Genomic DNA, 22,850 nt, shown 5'->3' with positions numbered 1-22,850 from the left:
CCATCGATCCGGACAAGAAGGATTTCCTGCAATGCCTACCCCACGCAAACTCATCCGTTCTGTTCTCGCAGCGGCGCTATTCTCGCTGGCCGGTACGCAGGCAAACGCCGAGGGTTTCCCAAGCAAGCCGGTGCGCATCCTGGTGCCCTATGCGGCCGGCGGTGCGGTTGATGTCCTCGCGCGCACGGTCGGCCAGTCGCTGTCGAAGATCTGGGGCCAGCAGCCCGTGATCGAAAACCGGCCCGGCGCCGGCGGTACCATCGCTTCGCAGGCGCTGACCCAATCGGCGCCCGACGGCTACACCCTGATCCTGGTCGCCAGCGGCCATCCGCTCAATCAGTTCTTCTATCCAAAGTTGCCCTACGACACCTTCAAGGATTTTACCGCGATCAGCGAGATCGCCGCGTCGCCGCTCGCCATCGTCGTGTCCAAGAGCAGCCCCGTGAAGAATCTCGGGGAGTTGCTGACGATCGCCCGCGAGAAGCCCGACGCCTTGTCCTATGGCATGTCCGGCAACGGCACGTCGGCGCACCTTGCCGGCGAACTGCTCAACTACATGGCCAAGGTGAAGATCCTCGCGATTCCCTACAAGGGCGGTGCGCCCGCCCTCACCGCCGTGATCGCGGGCGAGATTCCGATCAGCGTCAATCCCTTGCCGGAGGTCGTCGGCCAGCTCGAGGGCTCTACGGTGCGCGCGCTCGCGGTGACGACGGCGCAGCGCGCCAAGGCGCTGCCGGATGTCCCGACGGTCGCGGAGTCCGGCTTGCCCGGCTACGACGCGTCGGTGTGGTGGGGCTTTCTTGGACCCGCGGGCATGGCGCCGGAACAGGTGACCAGGATCAACGCCGATCTCAAGGCCACTCTCAAGGACCCGGTGGTTCTGACCGCGCTGGAAAAGATGGGCGCGACGCCGGTCGGAAACTCGCCGCAGGAATTCGACGCGTTCATGCGCGCGGAGGCCGCCAAGTGGGAGCCGGTGCTCAAGGAAGCCAACATCAAGATGCAGTGAGGCGACGCCAACGCGACGCCTACCTTGCATTGGCCGGGGCATGCACCGGCCACAAATCGGCGCGCCAGTGCAGCATGATCGCCAGCATCAAGGCGAGACCGACCGCCGCGTACAGCGTTCCCGTCGCGGCGAAGCCGATCTCGTCGATCAGGCTGCCCGCGGCCAGAAGGCCGAACGGCAGGCCATAGATCACCATCATGCGCACGCCCATCACCCGGCCGCGAAAATTCTCGGCCGCCGTGCGCATCAGGATGACGGCGATCGAGATCATCGCGAGGCTCTGCGAGAAACCGGCGATGACCAGGCAGACGATCGCGGTCGGTACCGTCTGCATCTGCACGAACAGCAGCAGCGTCGCATACCACAGCACGGTCGAGGCGATCATGAGCCGCGCCACCCTGATGCCGTGGATCAGGCTCAGCACGATCGAGCCGGCCAGCGAGCCAATGGCGAAGCTTGCCGAGAGATAGCCGAGCCCGGTCTGGTTGGTGCCGTAGATCGCCTTGGCGACATAGGGCAGCAAGCCGTTGGTCAGCGGATAGGCCGTGAGGTTGGCGAGGAACGCGACCCAGAGCGCAGCGCGCATGCGCGGCGTGGTCCAGCAATAGGCCACGCCCTCCATCAGGTCGCGCAATGGCGAGGGCCGCAGCACCTCGCTTTCGGTATCGCCGGTCGGATACGGCTTGGCCGGTGCCACCACGCACAGCGTCAGCAAGGTCGCGATGAGATAGAGGCAGACGATCGCCACATAGGCCGCTCCCATCCCGAGCGCGGCGAACAATCCGGCGCCGCTCAGCGCGCCGGCGATGCGCGCGGTATCCATCGTGGTTCGGGAGATGCTGATCGCGCCGATCAGTTGATCGCGCGGCATGATGGTCGCAACCAGTGCGCCGCGCACGCCGAGGTCCGACGGACGGACGACACCCATCAGGGCCGCGACGATAAAAACAAAAAGTGGGCTGAGATGGCCTGACAGCGCCAGCGTCATCAGCACGGTCGCCAGCACCGCGTAGCACGCGCGCATCATGGCCAGGAGATCGCGGTGACCGATCCGGTCCCCGACGACGCCGAACATCGGCGCGACCAATGTGCCGATATAACCCAAGGAAGCGAACACGGTGAGCAGCAGCACCGACCCGGTCTCGACCAGCACGTACCAGCCGAGGATGATCATCTCCATCTCGAACGCCCACGAGGTGAGCAGATCGGCGGGCCACTGGAAACGATAATTCCTGATACGGAATGGCGCGAGCGCGGAAGGCCGCGCGAAATCGCTCAAGACGCGCTGTCGCGGTTCATCGCGTTCCACCCTGCCCTGTTTCTTGTTCTTTGCTTCGGCTTGGATAGCGTGCAGGGATTGGCCGTGTCAATTAAGACCGGCCCTCAGGCAGTCGTGCGAATTGCACCGCTGCTATGCGCCCGCCTTGTCCCGGACCTGCCGCGGACGCGACCGTCACTTCGAATCGATTCCGAGCTTGCCCGCGCGTGCCGTTTGAATGACGTGTCGCAAGGCAGAATTATCGCGTGGCCGGGATTCTCAGGACGCATCGAAATCCGACATGGCTGGTCGAGGTATCGATCGCCTCGGCATGTCGCGCCGCCGGGCGATAGCGGCGGCAATAATTCGGTGCGCACAGATGCGAGCCGCCCTTGATCACCTTGCGCGGGATCTTGATGTTCGGCTGGCGAGGGTCGTAGCTGCCTTCCTCGCGCCCGCCGCGCGGATTTTCGGGGATGCAGCACGCCTTCGGCGCGTCGGCTTCATGTTTCGGCGAATACCAGTCCGAGGTCCATTCCCAGACATTGCCGATCATGTCGTGCAGGCCGTAACCGTTCGGCGGAAACGCCGTCACCGGCGAGGTGCGCTCGTAGCCATCCTCATGCAGGTTGTGCAGCGGGAATTCGCCCTGCCAGGTATTGGCCATATGCACGCCGTCGGGCGTAAGCTCGTCGCCCCACGCGAATTCGGCGCCATCGAGCCCGCCGCGCGCCGCGAACTCCCATTCGGCTTCGGTCGGCAAATCCTTGCACGCCCACCGCGCATAGAGCAGCGCGTCCGAGTAAGACACATGGACGACGGGGTGATCGTTCAGGACGTTGACGTTGCTCCTGGGTCCATAGGGGTGCCGCCAATCGGCGTTCTTCATGAACGACCACCACTGGCGCCAGTCGCGCAAATCGTAGGTCGAGTGCGGCCGCTCGAACACGAGAGAGCCCGCGTACAGCATGTGCGGCAGGGCCCCTGGATAGTGCTTCGGATCGGGCGGGATTTCGGCAAAGGTCTTGTGCCCGGTCTCGATCACGAACCGCTCGAACTGTCGATTGGTCACCGGCGTGCGGTCGATCCAGAAGCCGTCCACCGTCACGCGATGTACCGGCGCTTCCTCAGGATAATGATTGTCGGAGCCCATGCGGAATGTGCCGCCGGGAATGCGGACCATATCGGCGGTCCGGCCATCTTCCGACGGCGTGTCGCCCTGCCGGATGTCGGTTTGCAGCAGCGTCATGGCACCAACTCCTGACGTGCGCGGTTACGGGCAAACGTCCCAGAAGCCCTGCGTCTTGCTCGGATCGGAGTAGTACCAGCAGTAACCCGGCGCCGGCGGTGAGCCGGCATAGGCTGCCGCGGAGGCAGCGGCGACGAATCCGATCGCCGCACCGGCGGCGATCGCGCCGCCCGGACGCCAGTAATAATGGGCGAGGCGCACCCAGCCGCCGGGGCGTGCAACACCGGGACGCACGACCGCGCCGCCGCGGACCACGGTCCGGCTGGCCACGTTGCCACGCGGACCAACGACGGTTGTCCGGCGCACCGAGCCACCGGCTCGCGCGCGGACCTCGGTCACCAGATTGTCTTGCTTGAGTTGCTGGTGCTGCCAAACGGAGGGCGCTACAATCATCGCCGATGCCGGCGAAGGCGTCAGGGCAAGGCAGGTTGAGAAGGCTAGCGCGCAGTGCATTCCGTTGGGGGCGTTAGCCAGATCGATGAAGCGGGTTCTTGTTGAGCGCATTGGCGGCCCTTTTTCTTATTGCAGCCGCTCGCGTCGTGGTTGCGCACGGCAGACGTAGATCAGTCAGCCCGTCTTCCCTTTTCCGCGCAGTTTTCCTGCACAGCGCATTGGCGCACAGTCTCCGCTTCTTCAAAGGCTTACGAGACGCGAAGCATTGGCACCCATGCAAGCTAGATGAATCTCGAAGCGATGTGATGTGCAGTTTGTGCCAATCTGCAAAGGCGCAACTTCAGCCTTAATGGAGACCTTCGCAAATCGATCAATGCATTGATCGAACTGCATGCCGTTCCGTTCAAAAATTTAGACAAATATTCTCATCGCGACCGCAATCGTGCGCGGGCCTTCTTGCAACAGAGCAAGACCTGACCGACAAAATTCATTGTGAGCGCGCTAGAGTTGTGGCTAGATCGAGTCGGGGACGGGGCATCGAATGGGGGATGCCGAACCATGAGCGGGCAGCTTGCGGTCAACACCTGCAGTCTGGACAGCTTCGAAGGCCTTCACAACGCGATCAGAGGATCGCATGTCGAGGTGACGCAACTCGGCCGTGGAAAGTTTCGAGGCTCACTCAGTCACGTCGGCATCGGAGACTTCTCGCTCAGCATCGGTTCGTTCTCCGTTGGCGTTCGAACCCAACGCATTTCGACCGACGACAAGCTCGTTATCGGGATGCTGCTCAATGCCGACGACCGGGTCACCCACTGGTCCTTCGACATGCGCCCGGCGGACGTCCTGATCATGCCTCCCAGCACCGAGCATGACGGAATTTTCCATGGCGCCTCGGCCTATGCCGCGATCCGTCTCGATCTTGCCGAAGTCCCGTCGCTGTTCAAGGGCGAAGCGAGGTTGAGCGACCCCGCCGCATGGCTCAACAAAAACGTCTATCAGGCAGACCCTTCGATCGGCATGGCGGCGACACGGCGGTTGCCCCTGATCATTTCCCGCCTGGCGCGTCAGCAGACGGCCTTGTCCGACACCGTCACCGATTTCTGGAAGCGCTCGATCATCGACGCCGTCACCGGAACCATCGTGCAATCGCTACCGCCGGACACCAAGGGGCTTCTGCCCTCGGCGACGCAGCTGGTCGGGAAAGTCGACGACTATCTCGAAGCCGCCGGCCTTCGCCCCGTCCACGTTTCCGAAATCTGCGCCCATCTCAACGTGTCGCGACGGACTCTGCATCGCGCATTCTACGATGTTTTCGGTTTGGGACCGATATCGTTCCTGCGTCACAAGCGGCTTTGCGCCATTCATTCCGTTCTGAGGGAAAGCGATCCTGCGACGGTTACCGTCGCGCAGGTGGCGATCCGGCACGGCTTCATCGAGCTTGGACGCTTCTCTCACTACTATCGCTCGCTGTTCGGGGAGTATCCATCGGAAACGCTCGGCGGCCGCGGGTTCCGCGCGCGCAAGGAGATCGATCAAATTTTTTCCGAAGCGGCTCCGATCGGGACTAACACCAATTGACCGATCGCTTCCGGCAAACCGGCCGGCGTCATCCGGGGACTCACGCCGCGGATACCACCTTGCCGCGGTGCGAGTGCAACAGCCGCCGGATCTCCACGGCTGTTATCGCGGGGCTGAACAGGAACCCCTGTATCTCGGTGCAGCCGAGAATGTACAGCAGGTTTCGCTGCTGCTCGGTCTCGACGCCTTCCGCTGTCGTCGTCATGTCGCTCGCGGCCGCAATGTTCACCACCGCCTGGACGATCGACGACGAGGCGCCTGCGCCGGCCAGATCCCTGATGAAGGATCGGTCGATCTTGATCTTGTCGAATGGAAACCGCTGCAGATAGCTCAGCGAGGAATACCCGGTGCCGAAATCGTCCAGCGCGATGCGTACCCCCAGCTTGCGCAACTGATGCAGCATCTGAAGCGCGCCGTCGTCGTCGCGGATCAGCACCGCCTCGGTGATCTCGAGCTCGAGCCTGGATGCGGCGAGGCCCGAGGCAGCAAGGGCCGCCGCCACGTTGAGCGCCAGCGTCTGGCTCCGGAACTGAACCGGTGAGACGTTGACCGCGACGCGGATCTCCGCCGGCCAGTTGGCAGCCTCGGCGCACGCCGTGTTGAGCACCCAGTGACCGAGCTCGTTGATCAGGCCGGTGTCTTCGGCGACCGGAATGAACTCCGCAGGCGAAATCATGCCGCGTTCGGGGTGGCGCCATCGCAGCAGCGCTTCGCAGGAGGAGACCTTGCCGTCCTCGAGATTGAGCACCGGCTGATAATAGGCCTCGAGGCCGCCATCTGATATCGCCTGACGCAATTCGAGTTCCAGGACTCGTCGCGCCTTGGCGCGGGCGTCCATGCCGACCTCGAAGAAGCGATAGGTCCGCCGTCCGTCGCTCTTGGCGCCGTACAACGCGAGGTCCGCGTTCCGGAGCAACTGGTCGAGATCGAGCCCATCGCCGGAGGCGAGCGCGATGCCGATGCTGGCATCTGTCGTGATCAGGTGGCCCGCGCACTCGAACGGCGCCCTGATCGCCGCGTAAATTCCTTCAACAAGTTGAGTGGCTTCCGACTGTTTCTTGATAGCGGTTTGAATCACGGCAAACTCGTCACCGCCCAGCCGCGCCGCGACATCTGTATCCTTCAGACACAAGCGCAGCCTTTCGCCCACGCCTTTGAGCAACTCATCGCCGATCGCGTGGCCGAGGGCATCGTTGACGCTCTTGAATTCGTCGATGTCGATATAGAACACCGCCAGCTGTTCGCCCGGTTGGACCGCCTTCAGCGCCTGGTCCAGTCGCTGGCGAAACAGGAGCCGGTTGGGCAGGTCGGTCAGCCCGTCATAATGCGCCAGATGGGCAATTTTCTCGTCAGCGCGGGTGCGCTCGGTGATGTCCTCGATCGTGGCCACCCAGCCACCCGCATTCAGCGGCCGGTTGACGATCTCGATCGCCCTGCCGCCCGGCGCTTCCGTCAGTTGCCGCGTGGCCTTGCCGAGCGACACGGTGCGGATGATGGCATTGCAGAACGCGTCGACATCGCCGTCAAAGGATCCGGTTTCTTTGCGGTGTTCGATCAAACGATGCATCGTGCAGCCGGGCTTGGCCACATCCGGCGACAGGCCAAACATATCGAGATAGGGCTGGTTACAAATGACGATACGCGCCGATGCATCATAGAGAACAAGACCTTGCGGGATATTGTTCACGGCAACGCTGAGCTGGCGCCGCTCGGCCGCAAGCCGCTGCTCGGACAATCGATGGCGCCTCAGCAGCAGAGCGACGACGAGTGCGAGGATGACGACGAGGGCAAGCAGTACGCGTTCGCGAAGCTCCCACGCCGATGTCGCCACGCCAGCCAAAATCGCCACGGCGATCAGGACAGCGCAAAGCGCCAGGCGCCTCACCGTCCCGGTCTTCTCTACAGGATTCGCAGAATCGCCCGGCATGTATGGCCGCTATCGAAAGTCACCTTGGTCCGTCCCAGCGTGACATCGTTACGCATCACAAATGGAAGGCGGGTTACAACTTGCGGTTAGCAATCGGTTACCGCGATACGCGGACTGATGCTTGATCTCGAGTCCGGTACCGGACATTGCCGGCGCCCGATCAAATCCGGCCTCTCCCCCGATGTGGTAAACTAATGATTAATCCAGAGGCGATCGCACGCGCGCGCACAAATGCAGAAAAGCGCTGATTTTCCTGCACAACTAGCGTGTTGTGGCCGCGGCAGGCGCCTGTTGCAAAACGAAGCCTGAGCGGGATGCAACAGATTTAGCCAATCGGGAACGACGCCGGTTTAACCGTTTCGCTAGTCCCGGCCGCCCATAATGCAGCCAGATCAATCTCATGACATGCCAGGTTCAACATCGTGACATCCTTCGGACGTGTGATTTCGGTGCGCGGCTCCCTCGCCCGGGTCGGACTTCTTGCGGTAAGCCAGATGGCTACCTCGGAAGTACGCGCCACTGTCGGCCGTTTCATCAGCATCCGCTGCGCAACTTCCACCATCGTCGCCATGATCACCGACGTAACCTGCGAGGATCTGCCGAGCTCCGATAATTACATTGCCAGCGCGGGCGTCGACCTGCTCGGCGAAATCCTCGGCGGCGATCGTCCGAAATTCCAGCGCGGCGTCACCAACTATCCGACCATCGGCGATGCCGTCGAGCTGATCACCAATCAGGAACTCCGCACGGTCTATGCCCCGACCGGTTCGGACCAGATCAATGTCGGCACGCTGCAACAGGACCGCTCGGTCATCGCCTATGTCGACGTCGAGGAAATGCTCTCCAAGCATTTCGCCGTACTCGGCTCCACCGGCGTCGGCAAATCGACCGGCGTCTCGCTGCTGCTCAACGAAATCCTCAAGTCGCGGCCGAACCTGCGCATCTTCCTGCTCGACGTCCATAACGAATACGGCCGCTGCTTCGGCGACCGGGCGCTGGTGCTCAACCCGCGGAACCTGAAACTGCCGTTCTGGCTGTTCAATTTCGAAGAGATCGTCGACGTCCTGTTCGCCGGCCGCCCCGGCGTGCCCGAAGAGCTCGATATTCTCGCCGAAGTCATTCCGATGGCGAAGGGCATCTACACCCAGTACCAGAACGCCGACCGGGTCGGGCTGAAGCGGATCGATCCCAAGGCGATCGGCTACACCGTCGATACGCCGGTGCCCTACCGGCTGGTCGATCTGATTTCGCTGATCGACGAGCGGATGGGCAAGCTGGAGAATCGCTCATCGCGCATCATCTATCACAAGCTGATTTCGCGCATCGAAACCGTGCGCAACGACCCGCGCTACGCGTTCATGTTCGACAACGCCAATGTCGGCGGCGACACCATGGCGGAAGTCATCAGCCATCTGTTCCGCCTGCCCGCCAATGGCCGGCCGATGACCATCATGCAGCTCGCCGGCTTCCCCGCCGAAGTCGTCGATTCCGTGGTGTCGGTGCTGTGCCGCATGGCGTTCGATTTCGGCCTCTGGAGCGACGGCGTCTCGCCGCTGCTGTTCGTCTGCGAGGAGGCGCATCGTTACGCCGCCGCCGACCGCAATATCGGTTTCGGACCGACCCGCAAGGCGGTCTCGCGTATCGCCAAGGAAGGCCGCAAATACGGCGTCTATCTCGGCCTGGTCACGCAGCGTCCGGCCGAACTCGACGCCACCATCATCTCCCAGTGCAACACGCTGTTTGCGATGCGCCTTGCCAACGACCGCGACCAGGCCCTGCTGCGCTCGGCCGTCTCGGACGCCGCCGCCAATCTGTTGTCGTTCGTGCCCTCGCTCGGCACCCGCGAAGTGCTGGCGTTCGGCGAAGGCGTGGCACTGCCGACGCGGTTGCGCTTCAAGGAAGTGCCGATCCATCAATTGCCGCGCAGCGAGGCCACGATTGCGACCGCGCCGTCGGTTGCCGCCGGCCATGACATGCATTTCGTCAGCGCCGTGCTGGACCGCTGGCGTGGCGCGACCTCACATCGCGACGTTCCCAACGATCCCATGATCAACGAACGGCCCGCCGCACGAACGCTGGAGCCGCGTTCTATCGAAGCGCCGATGCTGCAGCCGTCGCTGGGCCTGGATCCCGATCGCTTCTCGTTGTTGAAGAAGCCGCTGCGCTAACCATTGGTGTTCGCGCAGGTTTTTTGGGCGCGAACCCGCCTGCCGGGATCAAGTCCCGGGCAGTTAGCTCGGCAGCAAACGCGGTTGTGTTGACGCGTTTTCTTCACGCGAACCGGTATCCACTTCGCTCGAAAACGCTTTATATGGTTCAGCCATCAGCGCCGCATCGCGCGGCCAAAGCCGGGACCATTCCATGACGCAGCCTGTTCCAAAACGCTTTCCGACGCCCTCCCTCGACAAGCTGCCGGAGGATATCCGCACCCGTATCCTGGCGGTGCAGGAGAAATCGGGCTTCGTGCCCAATGTCTTTCTGACGCTGGCCTACCGTCCCGACGAGTTTCGCGCGTTCTTTGCCTATCATGATGCGCTGATGGAAAAGGACAGCGGCCTCTCCAAGGCCGAGCGCGAAATGATCGTGGTGGCGACGTCCAGCGCCAACCAGTGCCATTACTGCGTGATCGCCCACGGCGCGATCCTGCGCATCCGGGCGAAGAACCCTGTCATCGCCGACCAGATCGCCGTCAACTACCGCAAGGCCGACATCACGCCGCGCCAGCGCGCCATGCTCGACTTCGCCATGAAGGTGAGCCAGGAGGCGAACACGGTTTCCGAACAGGATTTTACCGAGATCGCCGGCCACGGATTCTCCGACGACGACATCTGGGACATCACGGCGATCTCCGCGTTCTTTGCGCTGTCGAACCGGCTGGCCAACGTCACCGCGATGCGGCCGAACGACGAGTTCTACATGATGGGGCGGCTGCCGAAATAGCCACACGCTCGCCAAGCCTTGGTTCCATGAGACTCTGCGGGGATGGGCCTGCGTGGATACGCACCAACATTTTATGTTGGAAGCACGGCCGGCATGCTAAACAGGAATACAAGCTTTGTGGACCGACTGCAGTGAAGACTCAGCTGCCCATACAAGGGGATGACGAGCACGTCGTGGTCAAATTCCGGCCGCGCACCTCGGCCCATCCCCCCAGCCGGCGGGACGAGCCCGCCGCGGGCAATGTCCAGCCGCCCGCCCCGACCAGTGCCCAACCGGCGGCAAGCGATCTGTCCCGCTACGAACGGTCCCGTGACGAGCCGGACGACTTCCGCCATCGCATGCTGGCCAACATTGCGGCCCTGGCCTTCACGATGGCGCTGACGGTGATCGGGATATGGCTCGCGATCAGCATTGCCGATCTGCGCAAGACCCAGGATTGCGTGCTGATGGGACGCCGGGACTGCGCCCGGATTTCCGCGATGCCGCACAGTTAGAAGGCAGGCCTAAACGGCCGTTTTTGCCGATAAATCGGTCCCCACAGGGGTTGCCAACCTCCATTGAACTCAGGGCTGCGCTCCGATATACGGGCTCTCGACTCCGGCCGAGGGAAAAACGCCGCGCCCGCCTCCCCCTAGCCGTCCCGGATTTATCTCCAGTATATCAAAGGCTTAATGATGTCTTCTACATTCGATCAGATCGCCAACATTATCGCCGAGACTTGCGACATTCCGCGCGACACGATCAAGCCGGAGAGTCACGCCATCGACGATCTGGGCATCGACAGCCTGGACTTTCTCGACATCGCCTTTGCCATCGACAAGGCGTTCGGGATCAAGATGCCGCTCGAAAAATGGACCCAGGAGGTCAACGACGGCAAGGCCACGACCGAACAGTACTTCGTGCTGAAGAATCTCGCCGATCGTATCGACGAACTGGTCGCGGCCAAGAACGCGGGCACGGGCGCGTAATCGCCCACCATGGACCTTGATTATTTCAAGCTGATCGACCGTATCGTCGACCTCAATCTCGGCGAACGGACGATTGTGGTCGAAGCCCAGGTTCCGGAAAAGCACACGATTTTCGAGGGGCACTTCCCCGGCTTTCCAATCATGCCCGGTGTCCTGCTGACCGAAGCGATGGCGCAGAGTTCGGGCTGGCTTTTGCTCGGCGTGTTGAAGTTCGAGCGCATGCCGTTCCTGGCCATCGTCAAGGAAGCCAAGATGCGGGGTTTCGTCAGTCCCGGTCAGTTGCTGACGATCGAAGCCAAGGTCGAGCACGAAGGTTCCGGCTTTGCGGTCACCAAGGCCAAGGGCCGCATCGGCAAGGAACTGAAGTGCAGCGCTGAAATAACCTTCGGCCTTACCCCATTCCCCGACCCTGCCTTTCGTGTCCACATGGACGCGATGGCCGAAAAGATCGGGTTCCCCATGCAGGTGCTGAAGCATGACTGAACCCACGGCACCGGCTGCCAAGGAAGTCTGGATCACCGGCATCGGCATCGTATCTTCGCTCGGTGAGGGACTGGATGCGCATTGGGATGCGCTGAACCAGAAGCGCATCAATGTCGACGACAAGCGCTTCGCGCCTTACATCGTCCATCCCCTCGCCCCGGTCAGCTTTGACGCGCAGATCCCGAAAAAGGGCGACCAGCGCCAGATGGAAGCCTGGCAGCGCATCGGTACCTATGCCGCCGGGCTGGCGCTGGATTCCGCCGGCGTCAAAGGCAACCAGGAAATCCTGGGACGGATGGACATGATCGTGGCCGCCGGCGGCGGCGAGCGCGACATTGCCGTCGACCTCGCGATCATGAACGCCGACGCCAAGGGTAATTCGAGTCCGGCCTTCCTCAACGAACGGCTGATGAATGATTTGCGGCCGACTCTGTTTCTGGCCCAGCTCTCCAACCTGCTCGCCGGCAACATCGCCATCGTCCATGGCGTGTCCGGAACCTCGCGCACTTTCATGGGCGAGGAAGCAGCCTCCATCGATGCGGCGCGGATCGCGCTGGCGCGGATCGAATCCGGGCAGAGCGAGATCGCGCTGGTCGGCGCCGCGCATAATGGCGAGCGCCCCGATCTACTCATCCTCTATGAGTTCGGCGATTTCAATCTGACCGAGAAATACACCCCGGTGTGGCAGCGCGACGACAAAGGCGGTTTCGCGCTCGGCTCCGCCGGCTGCTTCCTGGTGATGGAATCCCGCGAGCACGCCGAAGCCCGCGGCGCCAAGCCCTACGCCCGGCTGACCAAAGTGGTCGCCGACCTCGCCCAACGCAAGCAACCCGGCGCGGTGACAAAATCGCTGCAAGCGCTGTGGCCGAAGCTCGGCGTCACCGGCGATGTCGGCAACCTGATTACCGGCGCAACGGGCGTCGGACCGGTAACGTCGGAAGAAAAGGAATTCCTGCGCCAGCATCCCGGCTTTGCCGTCCGCGCCACCGGGACGATGTTCGGCCACACGCTGGAAACCCAGTTTCCGCTGGGACTGGCGCTGGCGGCACTGTCGCTGTCGCGCGGCGCGCTTTTTCCGCCCAACGATCCGACCGGGCTCGAGGTTGAAAAGCCTGGTGTGCCGAACCAGATTGTGGTGCTCGGGGCCGGTCACTGGCAGGGCGAAGGCATGGCGCTGGTCGAGGCCATCAAGTAGCGCGTGATCCGGAACAAGATCGCTGTTCAGGCGGGATCACGCCGAGACCATGAAATGAGCGCGCGAGCGCTTGCAGTTGCGGCGCAGCATCGACGGGGGAAACATGTCAGCACCACGCGATAAATTCGGCAGGCCGATCGTCGTCGTCACCGGCATGGGCGTCGTGACGTCGCTTGGGGCCGGCAAGAAGGACAACTGGACCAGGCTGACCGCGGGCGAATCCGGCATTCGCACCGTGACGCGCTTCCCGATCGACGGCCTGAAGTCGACGATGGCGGGGACGGTCGACTTCGTCCGTGTCGATCCCGTCTCCTCGACGGGACTGACCGAGCAGCTGGCCAAACTGGCGACCGAGGAAGCGCTCGAACAGGCTGCCATCGGCGGCAAGGCCGACTTCCCCGGGCCGCTGTTCCTCGCGGTGGCACCCGTCGAGGTCGAGTGGCCGCAGCGGCTGGAACTCGGGCGCGCAATCGGAAAGACCGATTTCGGCTATGAGGACATGCTGCGCGTCAGCGGCGGCGGCCGATTCTCGGCGTTCCATCACCGTTTCATGTTCGGCTCGGTGGCAAGCCATCTGGCCGAGACCTACGGCACCAAGGGCTCGCCGATCTCGCTCTCCACCGCCTGCGCGTCCGGTGCGACCGCGATCCAGCTCGGCGTTGAAGCGATCCGCCGCGGCGACGCCGATGCCACCCTGTGCGTGGCGACCGACGGCTCGGTCAATCCGGAAGCCCTGGTGCGGTTCTCGCTGCTGTCGGCGCTATCGACGCAGAACGATCCGCCGCAAGCGGCTTCAAAACCGTTCTCGAAGAACCGCGATGGTTTCGTCATGGCCGAAGGCGCCGGCGCAATGGTGCTGGAAAGCTATGAGTCCGCAATGGCGCGGGGCGCCAGGATATTGGGCGTCGTCGCCGGCTGCGGCGAACTGACCGACTCGTTCCACCGCACCCGCTCCAGCCCGGACGGCAAGCCGATCATCGGCTGCATGCGCAAGACGCTGGCCGATGCCGGCCTCGAGCCGGAGCAGATCGACCATATCAACGCGCATGGCACCGCGACGCCGGAAAACGACAAGATGGAGTACAACACCACCGCCGTCGTATTCGGCGATCATTTGCCGAAGATCCCGGTGTCGTCGAACAAGTCGATGGTCGGGCATACGATTTCAGCCGCCGGCGCGGTCGAGGCCGTGTTCTCGCTGCTGACGCTCGAGCATCAGCGGATTCCGCCGACCATCAACTACGAGGTTCCGGATCCGGCCATTTTGTTCGACGTCGTCGCCAACAAGGCGCGCGACGCCCGCGTCACGGCCGTGATGTCCAACTCGTTCGGCTTCGGCGGGCAGAATGCCTCGCTGATCCTGACGCGTGAACCGGCTTAGCAGCTGCGCTTTTTGAGAACATGAACCGCCTGCTCCTACGAACCAAGGCGCGCCTGCGCGACGCCGCCAAGCCGGTTGCGGAAGCCGCCGTTGGCGGGCTGACGATCGCGTTGTTGCGCACCACGCGCTATTTCGATCCGGACAAGACCGCCAATTTCTTCGGCCGCGTCACGCGCTTCATCGGCCGCAGGCTGCGTGAGGACCGGATCGGCCGCGAGAACCTCACGGCCGCCTTCCCGGAAAAATCGCCGGAAGAGATCGAGAAGATCCTGGCCGGCGTCTGGGACAATCTCGGCCGCATCGGCGCTGAATTTGCCCATCTCGATCACATCTGGGATTACGACGTCGATCATCCGGACAAGCCCAGCCGCATCGAGTTCGGCGCGCGGACCAAGCAGATCTTCGATACGCTGCGGGACGACGGCAAGCCGGCCATCATCTTCGCGAGCCATCTCGGCAATTGGGAAATACCCGCGCTCGGCGCCGTCGCGCACGGGCTCGATTGCGCGATCCTGTTCCGGCGGCCCAACAGCGAATCCGCCGATCGCGCGATCGAGCGGATCCGCGCCGTCAAAATGGGCACCTTGATTCCGGCCGGCCGCGAGGCGCCGCTCAAGCTCGCCGAAGCGCTGCAAAACAACCAGCACGTCGCGATGCTGGTCGATCAGTATTTGACCAACGGCGTCGACGTCACCTTCTTCGGCCGCAAGACCAAGGCCAATCCGACGCTGGCGCGGCTGGTGCGCCAGGTCGAATGCCCGATCCATGGCGTGCGTATCATTCGCCTGCCCAACCATCGCTTCCGCGCCGAACTCTCCGAAGAGGTCAAGCCGGTGCGCGATGCGTCAGGACAGATCGACATCGCCGGCACGATGCAGGCCGTGACCTCTGTCATCGAGGGCTGGGTGCGCGAATATCCGGACCAGTGGCTGTGGCTGCACCGAAGGTGGCGGTAGCGCACCGTTGGTAGCCCGGGCCGGCTTAGCCGCCGAACACCAAACCGAGGTTCCAGGCCTTCATCGCGACGGTCGCCCCCAGGACAAAGATGATCTGCAGCAGCGTGCGCGTCGAAAAGAACGTGAAGATGTTGGTCATGTGATGCTCCCGGCGGCAGCTATAGAATCTGCCTCGGGTTCCGGCAACAGTAGCGCAACAACATCCGGGATCTTACGGCATAGCCCCAGGCAGCCTCAGGCACTGATATCCGCATAGGCGCCGGCGGACCCCTGCGGAACTGAATAACCCGTCTGCCGCTGCGCGATGGCCTTTTGCCCTTCCGCCTGCATCGCCTCGAAGGCCGCATCCAATTGCTGGCGTGTATAGCTTGTCGACACGCTCTGACGTGGCCGCCATGCCGATTGCGTGATCGCCGTGGAAGCCTTCTCGATCGTCCCGCCCACGCCTTTCGCGATACGCTCCGCGCGCGATTGCGCCAGATCAGGGCCACCGATCAGGCCGGGAGGATCTTGCAGGTCCCCGACCGTTGCCGCGGCGGCGTTCGTCATCACCGAAGACCCGCCGTTATAAAGGGTGGCCACGACCTTGCCGTTGACCTTGACGGTGGCATAGATGTTTTGCGGCGCATTGTCGGGCACATCGGTGGCAGCGGCTGAATTCGCGGCTTGCGTCGCCAGCCACATCATCGCCATCCGGTCGCGCAGCTCGGGGTGGTCCTTGATCGAGACGGCCTTCAATCCGGATGTGTCGAGCTTCTTCAGCTCCGAAACCGGAATGCCCTGCTTCGCTTTTTCCGTTGTGGTGCTTGCATCTGCCTGGGGCACGGGTAACGCGTCGGCCCGCGTCAACACCGTCGTCGAAGAGGTTTGCGCGGGACGCAAATAGCTCCCGGCACCAGCCGTACTCGTAATCATCGATACACCCTTCCGCAGCATTCAGGGTGAAAGCAATCGCCATGCCACCGGAGATGATTGAAAAGACTGGTGTTCCCACAGCCAGACTGGACCGCACACCGGAAAATCTTGCCGGCAGCGGCAAGCCTTTCCACCTTGGAGGAACCGGTGACGCCGCCGCGTTTAACAAGAGCTTTCCAGGTTGAGCCTTGCGGCGCTGGCATTCTCTCTCCAACGGCAACGGTTTACGCATTTCCTCCGCAAGCAATGACCCAGACGCGCGAATGCTCGCTGCCGATGGCGCCGCCGAGGACCGCTCCCATCGCCAACGCTCCGCTCGGCTCCGCCCGGATGCCGCATGTCGCGTGGAGCAGCGCCCTTGCACCCTGCACAAGCTCGTCATCGACCGCGCACACCCGGACGTTCGACTGCTCCAGGATTTCGAATGCGCGCGTCCCGATCTGACGCGCGCGCAGCGCATCGCATATCGTATCCCCTGAAGATTCGATCCGGACTGGCATCCCCGCTTCGCGTGCCCGGCGTATCGTCGGTGGGTGGCGGGCTCGACAACATAGATCGCAGCGGAAATAGACCGCGACCGCAGCGCAAGAGTCACACCCGCAGCCAGTCCGCCACCGCCGCAGGCCACAACCACCGCATCGGAAGCAGCACTGCTCGCCTCAATGGCGGCTGCCACCTCCGAACCAAGCGTATAGCTTCCCGCAATCATCTCGATGTCTTCGAAGGCGTGCAGGTTACGCCACCCGCGTCTCCGCGCTTCCGCCTGCGCACGTGCAGTTAGCTCCGACCGCCCGGCGATCTTCATCTCAGCTCCGGTTTTCCGCGCCTGTTCTCGTTTGAGATCTGGTGCGTCGCCGGGCATAAACAGACAGGCTGGTTTGTCGAGCACCTGAGCCGCCAAACCAACCGCGATTGGAAAATTTCCTGCTCCGGCAGCAACAACACCTCGCTCGGCGTTTCCTAACCCAAGTACGGCACCGCGAAACTTGAACGATCCGCTGCGTTGAACGGTCTCATCCTTGACGTGGATCATCCGCCCGACCTGCGCGTCCAGCACGGGCGAAGTTCGCACAGGAGTCTTTAGTGCGTGGCGAGCAATGAATTGGAGATCGCCGGGGGAAGGAACGATCAACGAACCAGGCATTTCGACTTAGCGGCAAATGCGAATGAACATCGCCGCTTATCAGGCAGATTCACATACCTGTCTAATCAGCTGTTGTGACGGTCCGACTTTTCTCGTGAAGCTGACCCGCAATATTTCGTCGCGCGATCGTGCCTATCCTACTTCCCGGTCTTCACCCGGGTCCAGAGCCGGTTGATGATGCGCTGGGTCGCGGGATCGCGGGCGTTGATCACGAACAGCTTTTTCTGGATCGCTTCGTCCGGATAGATGTTCTTGTCATTGAGGATTTTGGGATCGACCAGCTTCTGGCTCGCCAGATTGCCGTTGGCGTAGGACAGGAAATCCGAGTTCTTGGCGGCGACCTCCGGCCGGTAGAGATAGTCGATCAGCTGATAGGCTTCCGCGACGTTCCTGGCGTCGGCCGGGATCGCGAGATTGTCGAAGAACATCTGCGCGCCTTCCTTCGGGATGGTGTATCCGATCTCGACATCGTTCCTGGCCTCCGCCGCGCGGCTGCGCGCCTGCATGATGTCGCCCGACCAGCCGACCACGAAGCAGATTTCGCCCGACGCCAGCGCGCCCAGATATTCCGACGAGTGAAACTTGCGGACATAAGGCCTGATCCTGGTGACGAGATCGGCGGCCTTTTCCAGATCGGCCTGCTTGGTCGAGTTCGGATCGATGCCGAGATAGCTCAGCGCCGCAGGCAGAATGTCGTCGGCGGAATCCAGCATGTGGATGCCGCAATCCTTGAATTTTGCGAGGTTCTCCGGCTTGAAGACGATGTCCCAGCTGTCGATCTTGGCGTCAGCGCCCAAAATCTTCTGCGCCGTTTTGACATTGTAGCCGATCCCGGTGGTGCCCCACATGTAGTTGGCGCCGTAATTATTGCCGGGATCGTAGGTCGCGAGCTGGTTCATCACCACCGGCCAGGCATTGGCGAGGTTGGGCAGTTTCGACTTGTCGAGTTTCAGGAAAACCTTGGCCGTTATCTGGCGCTGCAGGAAATAGCCGGTGGGAACGACGACGTCGTAGCCGGATTTTCCGGCCAGCAGCCGCGTCTCCAGCGTCTCGTTGGCGTCGAAGGTGTCGTAAGTTACCTTGATGCCGGTTTCCTTGGTGAAATCCTCCAACACGCCAGGCGCCATGTAGTTCGACCAATTGTAGAAATTGACCGTGCGCTCTTCGGCCCTCGCCGGCGACAGCAACAGGATCGCGGCAACCGCGGCAATGAAACCGACAACATTGCGGGTCCGCTCGCGCATCTCTTCTACCTCTTCCGGCGATGCACCGCGTCCGACAGACGCTCCAGCGCCGTGTCCAGCGTTTCATCCTTCTTGGAGAAACAGAAACGCACCACCGACGTCACCGCATCCTGTTCGTAGAACGCCGACACCGGGATCGCGGCGACCTTGTAGTCGTTGACGATGCGATGGCAAAATTGCACGTCGGTCTCGTTGAGTCCGAGCGGCGACAGGTCGACGGTCAGGAAATAAGTGCCTTGTGATTTCAGGACAGGAAAGCCGATGCTCTCGAGCCCCTTCGTCAGGCGATCCCTGCTCCGCGCCAGCTCCTTGCGCATGTCGTAAAAATACTCGGCCGGCTTGTCGAGACCGTAGGCGACGGCGGCCTGCAAATTGGGCGCCGTCGTGAAGGTGAGAAACTGGTGCACCTTCGCGGCCACGCGCAGCAGCGGTGGCGCGGCGCAGACGAAGCCGATCTTCCACCCCGTCAGCGAAAAGATCTTGCCCGCGCTGCCCACCTTGATGGTGCGGTCGCGCATACCCGGGATCGTGATCAGCGGGATGTGCTCGCGGCCGTCGAAGGTGACATGCTCCCAAACCTCGTCGCAGATCGCGATAGTGTCGAACTCCTGGCAGAACCGCGCTAGCAATTCGAGGTCCTCGCGCGGATAGACCACGGCGGCCGGATTGAGCGGATTGTTGAACAGCACCGCCTTGGTCTTGTGACTGAAGACGCTGCGCAGCATCTCCTCGCTGAGCCGCCAGTCCGGCGGCTCGAGACGCAACAGCCGCGGGATGCCGCCGGCCTGGCGGATGATGGGCAGGTAGCTGTCATAGACCGGCTGGAAGCAGACGACCTCATCGCCGGGTTCGACGACGGCAAGAATGGACGACGTCAATGCCTCGGTGCCGCCCGAGGTCACCATCACTTCGCTCATCGGGTCGAGGTTCAACCCGTGCCAGCGTCCATAATGGGAGGCGATCGCCTGCCGCAACTCCGGAATGCCCATCATTGACGGGTATTGGTTATAGCCGTTGATCGACGCGTCCGCGGCGGCGCGCCTGATGTCCTCGGGCCCGGGATCATCCGGAAAACCCTGCCCGAGATTGATGGCGTTGTTGTCGCGCGCGGCTTGAGACATCGCCTCGAAGACGGTGACGGGAAGGTCGGCGAAGACCTTGTTCATGGAGGTCATTTTTTCAAAGCAGTCCCTGGATCAGCCGCCGGCCTTGGTTTGCAGTCCCGCAGCCTTCCAGCCGATGATGCCGCCCGCCAAATGCTTGTCATAGGGGAGCCCAGCGGCCTGCGCCGCCAGCGACGCCGTCACCGAGCGCTTGCCCGAGCGGCAGGCGAAAACCACCTGCCTGCCCTTGGGGTCTGGAATGGCCGCCGGATCGAACGACTGCAGCGGAACCACCACGCCGTCCGGATAAGCTTCGACGGCGACCTCGTTCGGCTCGCGCACGTCGACGAGCAGATAGCGTCCCTCCGCCATGCCCTTTGCGACATCTTCCGGCGTCAAATCGTGCACCTGATGGTCCGCCACGTAAAATCCTCCCGACATCCTGCTTTGAGGGGTCCCGCCCGCCAGCCGGGCGCCAAACTCGCCTCTGGCGCGACGAAAATCAAGCGCTGTGAACGGTTTAAAGGATGACCAAAAACGGGCCACGCGGCCCACATCGCATGTCACGATTTATTCTCTTGCAGCGGTGTTTTCAGGGCAGAGTTGCCTTGCGATCGGCCAAGCCCCGACCGGCGTTTGCGGACCGGTCACCCTGTACCCCCGTCGTAGGTAGAATCCCTTGGCATTTGTGCTTGCTTCGGCGCGAACCACCTCAAAGCCGCGTCCACGCATCAGCGCTTCGAGCCGGTCAAGTAACCCGGCGCCGACGCCCTGCCCGGCATATTCGGGGGCCGTGTACAGCCCCTCAAGGACGTCGCCGCGGATGGCGCCCCACCCGGCTACGACGCCATCCAGTTCAGCAATCCATATTTCCAGGTCGCGAAGCTTCCGCTCCATTCCGGCAGGCGCGAGCTGCCTCGCCCACGCCTCGGCGTCTGCGACCGGCATTTTCGGCGGCGCCAGCTCAAGGATCGATCGTCGCCGCACCTCGAACAGAAGTGCCGCGTCGTCGAACGTAGCCAGGCGGTGAGCGGCAGCAGCAGCCATCTGACGTCTGATCCAGCGGCGGGACGTGAGACCCGCGCGGATGTCATACCAGATTGTCTGGACAACGCTCTAGATCGTCACCTGCGTTCCCACCTCGACCACGCGCCCGGTCGGGATCTGGAAATAGTCGGTGGCGTCGTTGGAGCTGCGGCTGAGCGCGATGAACAAATGGTCCTGCCAGCGCGGCATGCCCGAATGCACGGCCGGCTTGAGCGCGCGGCGGGACAGGAAAAACGACGTCGCCATGATGTCGAACTGCCAGCCGAGCTTGCGGGCGAGCGCCAGCGTTCTCGGCACATTGGGCTGCTCCATGAAGCCGAACCGCAGCGTGATCTTGGAGAAGGTCTCGCTCAGTTGCTCCATCCGGATCCGTTCGGAATCATCGATCCGCGGCGTCGGCGCGGTTTCGATGGTGAGGATGACGTTCTTTTCGTGCAGCACCTTGTAATGCTTCAGGCTGTGCATCAGCGCCGTCGGCGCACTCTCGGGGTCGCTGGTCAGGAACACCGAGTACCGGGGACCCGCTGCGGCGGCCGCTTTTCCAGCATCGCCGCGAGCTCGACCAGCGGGAATTCCAGCTTGCGCGATTTCTCGAACAACAGCCGGCTGCCGCGCCGCCACGTATACATCAGCAGCATCACGATTCCGCCCAGCGCCAGCGGCACCCAGCCGCCTTCGAACACCTTCAGCAGATTGGCCGCAAGGAAAGTGAGATCGAGGAACAAGAACGGCGCGATCAGCGCGGCGGCTGTTACCGCCGACCATTTCCAGACCCGCCAGATCACGACAAAGCCCATCATCGCCGTGACCACCATGGTCCCGGTCACGGAAATTCCATAGGCCGAGGCCAGTGCGCTGGACGAGCGGAACAGCAGCACCAGCAGGATCACCGAAATGAACAGCAGCAGATTGATGCGCGGAATGTAGATCTGGCCGGAATGCGATTCCGACGTATGGCGGATTTCAAGCCGCGGCATCAGGCCGAGCTGAATCGCTGTGCGCGTCAGCGAATAGGCGCCGGTGATGACGGCCTGGCTCGCAATCACGGTCGCCAGCGCCGCAAGCACGACCATCGGGATCAGCGCCCAATCCGGAAACATCAGGAAGAAGGGGTTCTCGATGGCCTTGGGATCGCCGATCAGGAGCGCGCCCTGCCCCATGTAATTCACCGCCAGCGACGGCAGCACGATGAAGAGCCAGGCTGTCTGGATCGGCCGTTTGCCGAAATGACCGAGGTCGGCGTAGAGCGCTTCGGCGCCGGTGACGGCGAGAAACACCGCGCCGAGCGTCACAAAGCCGATCACGCCATGATGGATCATGAAGGAAACCGCATGGAACGGATTGAAGGCCGACAGTACTTCGGGATGACGCATAATCTGCGGTACGGCCGCGATCGCGATCACAGCGAACCAGACGCACATCACCGGCCCGAAGAACGCGGCGACCCGCGCCGTGCCGCGCGACTGAACCGCAAACAGCACGATCAGGATGATCACCGTAAGCGGCACGACATAATGCTCGAAGGTGGTGGTGACGAGCTTGATGCCTTCGATCGCCGACAGCACCGACAGCGCCGGCGTGAGGACAGCGTCGCCATAGAACAGCGCACCACTGATGATTCCGAGCAGCACGATCGCGCCGCCGCCCTTGCCGACCGCGCGCTGCGCCAGCGCCATCAGCGCCAGCGTTCCACCTTCGCCGTTGTTGTCCGCACGCAGCAGGATCACCACGTATTTCAGCGTGACGACGATGATCAGCGCCCACAGGATCAGGGAAAGAATACCGAGGATCGCCGGCGTGGTGACGCCGCCGGACCCGCTTGCCGCCACAATGGCCTCGCGCAGCGCGTAGAGCGGGCTGGTGCCGATGTCGCCATAGACCACGCCGATGCAGCCCAGCATCAGCGCCTTGAAGCCGGCGGTGCAGTGCGCTTCCCCATGCCCGTTGGCCGCCGGCGTTTCCGCCGCGGTAATCGCAATCTGGGATGACATCAGACGGGCCTCGGGTTTTGCCGCACTGCACAATAAGGAAGTGCAGGCCTATACTCCTGTCGTGAATGC

Annotated in this window: 19 protein-coding genes and 3 pseudogenes; 11 read left to right on the top strand and 11 right to left on the bottom strand. The window is 62.7% G+C overall.

Annotated elements, in window-relative coordinates; translation table 11 throughout:
• Positions 1-31 precede the first annotated feature (31 nt).
• Positions 32-1,009: a tripartite tricarboxylate transporter substrate binding protein gene (locus JQ609_RS28970; RefSeq protein ID WP_212207383.1), complete on the top strand. Its 978-nt coding sequence runs from the start codon at positions 32-34 to the stop codon at positions 1,007-1,009.
• Between the two features lie 19 nt (positions 1,010-1,028).
• Here JQ609_RS28970 and JQ609_RS28965 read toward each other — a convergent pair whose 3' ends face one another.
• The 3 genes from JQ609_RS28965 to JQ609_RS28955 all read right to left on the bottom strand — a co-directional run bounded on the left by JQ609_RS28965 (position 1,029) and on the right by JQ609_RS28955 (position 3,909).
• On the bottom strand, positions 1,029-2,288 hold the full coding sequence (locus JQ609_RS28965; protein ID WP_212276219.1) for an MFS transporter: 1,260 nt from the start codon (positions 2,286-2,288) through the stop codon (positions 1,029-1,031).
• Positions 2,289-2,526: 238 nt separating this feature from the next.
• Positions 2,527-3,450 (bottom strand): formylglycine-generating enzyme family protein, encoded by a 924-nt coding sequence (locus tag JQ609_RS28960; protein WP_212276239.1) that lies wholly within the window; start codon positions 3,448-3,450, stop codon positions 2,527-2,529.
• 90 nt (positions 3,451-3,540) lie between these two features.
• A complete protein-coding gene (locus JQ609_RS28955) occupies positions 3,541-3,909 on the bottom strand; it encodes a hypothetical protein (RefSeq protein ID WP_212276242.1) in 369 nt (122 codons plus the stop codon).
• Positions 3,910-4,467: 558 nt separating this feature from the next.
• Between JQ609_RS28955 and JQ609_RS28950 the strand changes: the two genes are divergently transcribed.
• The gene (locus tag JQ609_RS28950) at positions 4,468-5,487 is read left to right on the top strand and encodes a helix-turn-helix transcriptional regulator (RefSeq protein WP_212276218.1); all 1,020 of its coding nucleotides are present in this window, start codon (positions 4,468-4,470) and stop codon (positions 5,485-5,487) included.
• Positions 5,488-5,527: 40 nt separating this feature from the next.
• Here JQ609_RS28950 and JQ609_RS28945 read toward each other — a convergent pair.
• Positions 5,528-7,375 (bottom strand): annotated as a pseudogene (locus JQ609_RS28945) (putative bifunctional diguanylate cyclase/phosphodiesterase); the annotation flags it as partial.
• A gap of 461 nt (positions 7,376-7,836) precedes the next feature.
• Here JQ609_RS28945 and JQ609_RS28940 point away from each other — a divergent pair.
• The 8 genes from JQ609_RS28940 to JQ609_RS28905 all read left to right on the top strand — a co-directional run bounded on the left by JQ609_RS28940 (position 7,837) and on the right by JQ609_RS28905 (position 15,337).
• Complete coding sequence (locus JQ609_RS28940) at positions 7,837-9,582, top strand: ATP-binding protein (protein WP_212207379.1); 1,746 nt, start codon at positions 7,837-7,839, stop codon at positions 9,580-9,582.
• A gap of 193 nt (positions 9,583-9,775) precedes the next feature.
• On the top strand, positions 9,776-10,354 hold the full coding sequence (locus JQ609_RS28935; protein WP_212276216.1) for a peroxidase-related enzyme: 579 nt from the start codon (positions 9,776-9,778) through the stop codon (positions 10,352-10,354).
• A gap of 131 nt (positions 10,355-10,485) precedes the next feature.
• Positions 10,486-10,848: a hypothetical protein gene (locus JQ609_RS28930; protein WP_212276215.1), complete on the top strand. Its 363-nt coding sequence runs from the start codon at positions 10,486-10,488 to the stop codon at positions 10,846-10,848.
• Positions 10,849-11,028: 180 nt separating this feature from the next.
• Complete coding sequence (locus JQ609_RS28925; protein ID WP_192740419.1) at positions 11,029-11,322, top strand: acyl carrier protein; 294 nt, start codon at positions 11,029-11,031, stop codon at positions 11,320-11,322.
• 9 nt (positions 11,323-11,331) lie between these two features.
• Positions 11,332-11,805 (top strand): 3-hydroxyacyl-ACP dehydratase FabZ family protein, encoded by a 474-nt coding sequence (locus tag JQ609_RS28920; RefSeq protein ID WP_192740420.1) that lies wholly within the window; start codon positions 11,332-11,334, stop codon positions 11,803-11,805.
• The gene (locus tag JQ609_RS28915) at positions 11,798-13,000 is read left to right on the top strand and encodes a beta-ketoacyl-ACP synthase (protein WP_212276214.1); all 1,203 of its coding nucleotides are present in this window, start codon (positions 11,798-11,800) and stop codon (positions 12,998-13,000) included. The genes JQ609_RS28920 and JQ609_RS28915 overlap by 8 nt, the downstream gene beginning before the upstream one ends.
• 103 nt (positions 13,001-13,103) lie before the next feature.
• Entirely contained in the window at positions 13,104-14,381 is a 1,278-nt protein-coding gene (locus JQ609_RS28910) for a beta-ketoacyl-ACP synthase (protein WP_212276213.1), read from the top strand.
• Between the two features lie 20 nt (positions 14,382-14,401).
• On the top strand, positions 14,402-15,337 hold the full coding sequence (locus JQ609_RS28905) for a lipid A biosynthesis lauroyl acyltransferase (protein ID WP_212276212.1): 936 nt from the start codon (positions 14,402-14,404) through the stop codon (positions 15,335-15,337).
• A 234-nt stretch (positions 15,338-15,571) separates the two neighbouring features.
• Here JQ609_RS28905 and JQ609_RS28900 read toward each other — a convergent pair whose 3' ends face one another.
• Complete coding sequence (locus JQ609_RS28900; RefSeq protein ID WP_212276211.1) at positions 15,572-16,252, bottom strand: hypothetical protein; 681 nt, start codon at positions 16,250-16,252, stop codon at positions 15,572-15,574.
• Between the two features lie 26 nt (positions 16,253-16,278).
• Between JQ609_RS28900 and JQ609_RS28895 the strand changes: the two genes are divergently transcribed.
• Complete coding sequence (locus tag JQ609_RS28895; RefSeq protein ID WP_212276210.1) at positions 16,279-16,437, top strand: hypothetical protein; 159 nt, start codon at positions 16,279-16,281, stop codon at positions 16,435-16,437.
• A gap of 39 nt (positions 16,438-16,476) precedes the next feature.
• Here JQ609_RS28895 and JQ609_RS35315 read toward each other — a convergent pair.
• The 6 genes and pseudogenes from JQ609_RS35315 to JQ609_RS28860 form a co-directional block, all read right to left on the bottom strand.
• Positions 16,477-17,285: pseudogene (locus JQ609_RS35315) on the bottom strand (pyridoxal-phosphate dependent enzyme).
• 248 nt (positions 17,286-17,533) lie between these two features.
• Complete coding sequence (locus tag JQ609_RS28880) at positions 17,534-18,640, bottom strand: polyamine ABC transporter substrate-binding protein (RefSeq protein WP_212276208.1); 1,107 nt, start codon at positions 18,638-18,640, stop codon at positions 17,534-17,536.
• A gap of 5 nt (positions 18,641-18,645) precedes the next feature.
• The gene (locus JQ609_RS28875) at positions 18,646-19,815 is read right to left on the bottom strand and encodes an aminotransferase (protein WP_212276207.1); all 1,170 of its coding nucleotides are present in this window, start codon (positions 19,813-19,815) and stop codon (positions 18,646-18,648) included.
• A gap of 21 nt (positions 19,816-19,836) precedes the next feature.
• Positions 19,837-20,184, bottom strand: coding sequence for a rhodanese-like domain-containing protein (locus JQ609_RS28870; protein WP_212276206.1), 348 nt, complete (start codon positions 20,182-20,184; stop codon positions 19,837-19,839).
• Positions 20,185-20,313: 129 nt separating this feature from the next.
• Positions 20,314-20,790 (bottom strand): GNAT family N-acetyltransferase, encoded by a 477-nt coding sequence (locus JQ609_RS28865; RefSeq protein ID WP_212276205.1) that lies wholly within the window; start codon positions 20,788-20,790, stop codon positions 20,314-20,316.
• 69 nt (positions 20,791-20,859) lie between these two features.
• A pseudogene (locus JQ609_RS28860) lies at positions 20,860-22,781 on the bottom strand (potassium transporter Kup).
• Between the last annotated feature and the right edge of the window lie 69 nt (positions 22,782-22,850).

The organism is Bradyrhizobium sp. AUGA SZCCT0169 (assembly GCF_018130085.1).
Taxonomy (GTDB): domain Bacteria; phylum Pseudomonadota; class Alphaproteobacteria; order Rhizobiales; family Xanthobacteraceae; genus Bradyrhizobium.
Note: the sequence above shows the minus strand (reverse complement) of the source record. Positions and strands in the feature narration are given on the sequence as shown.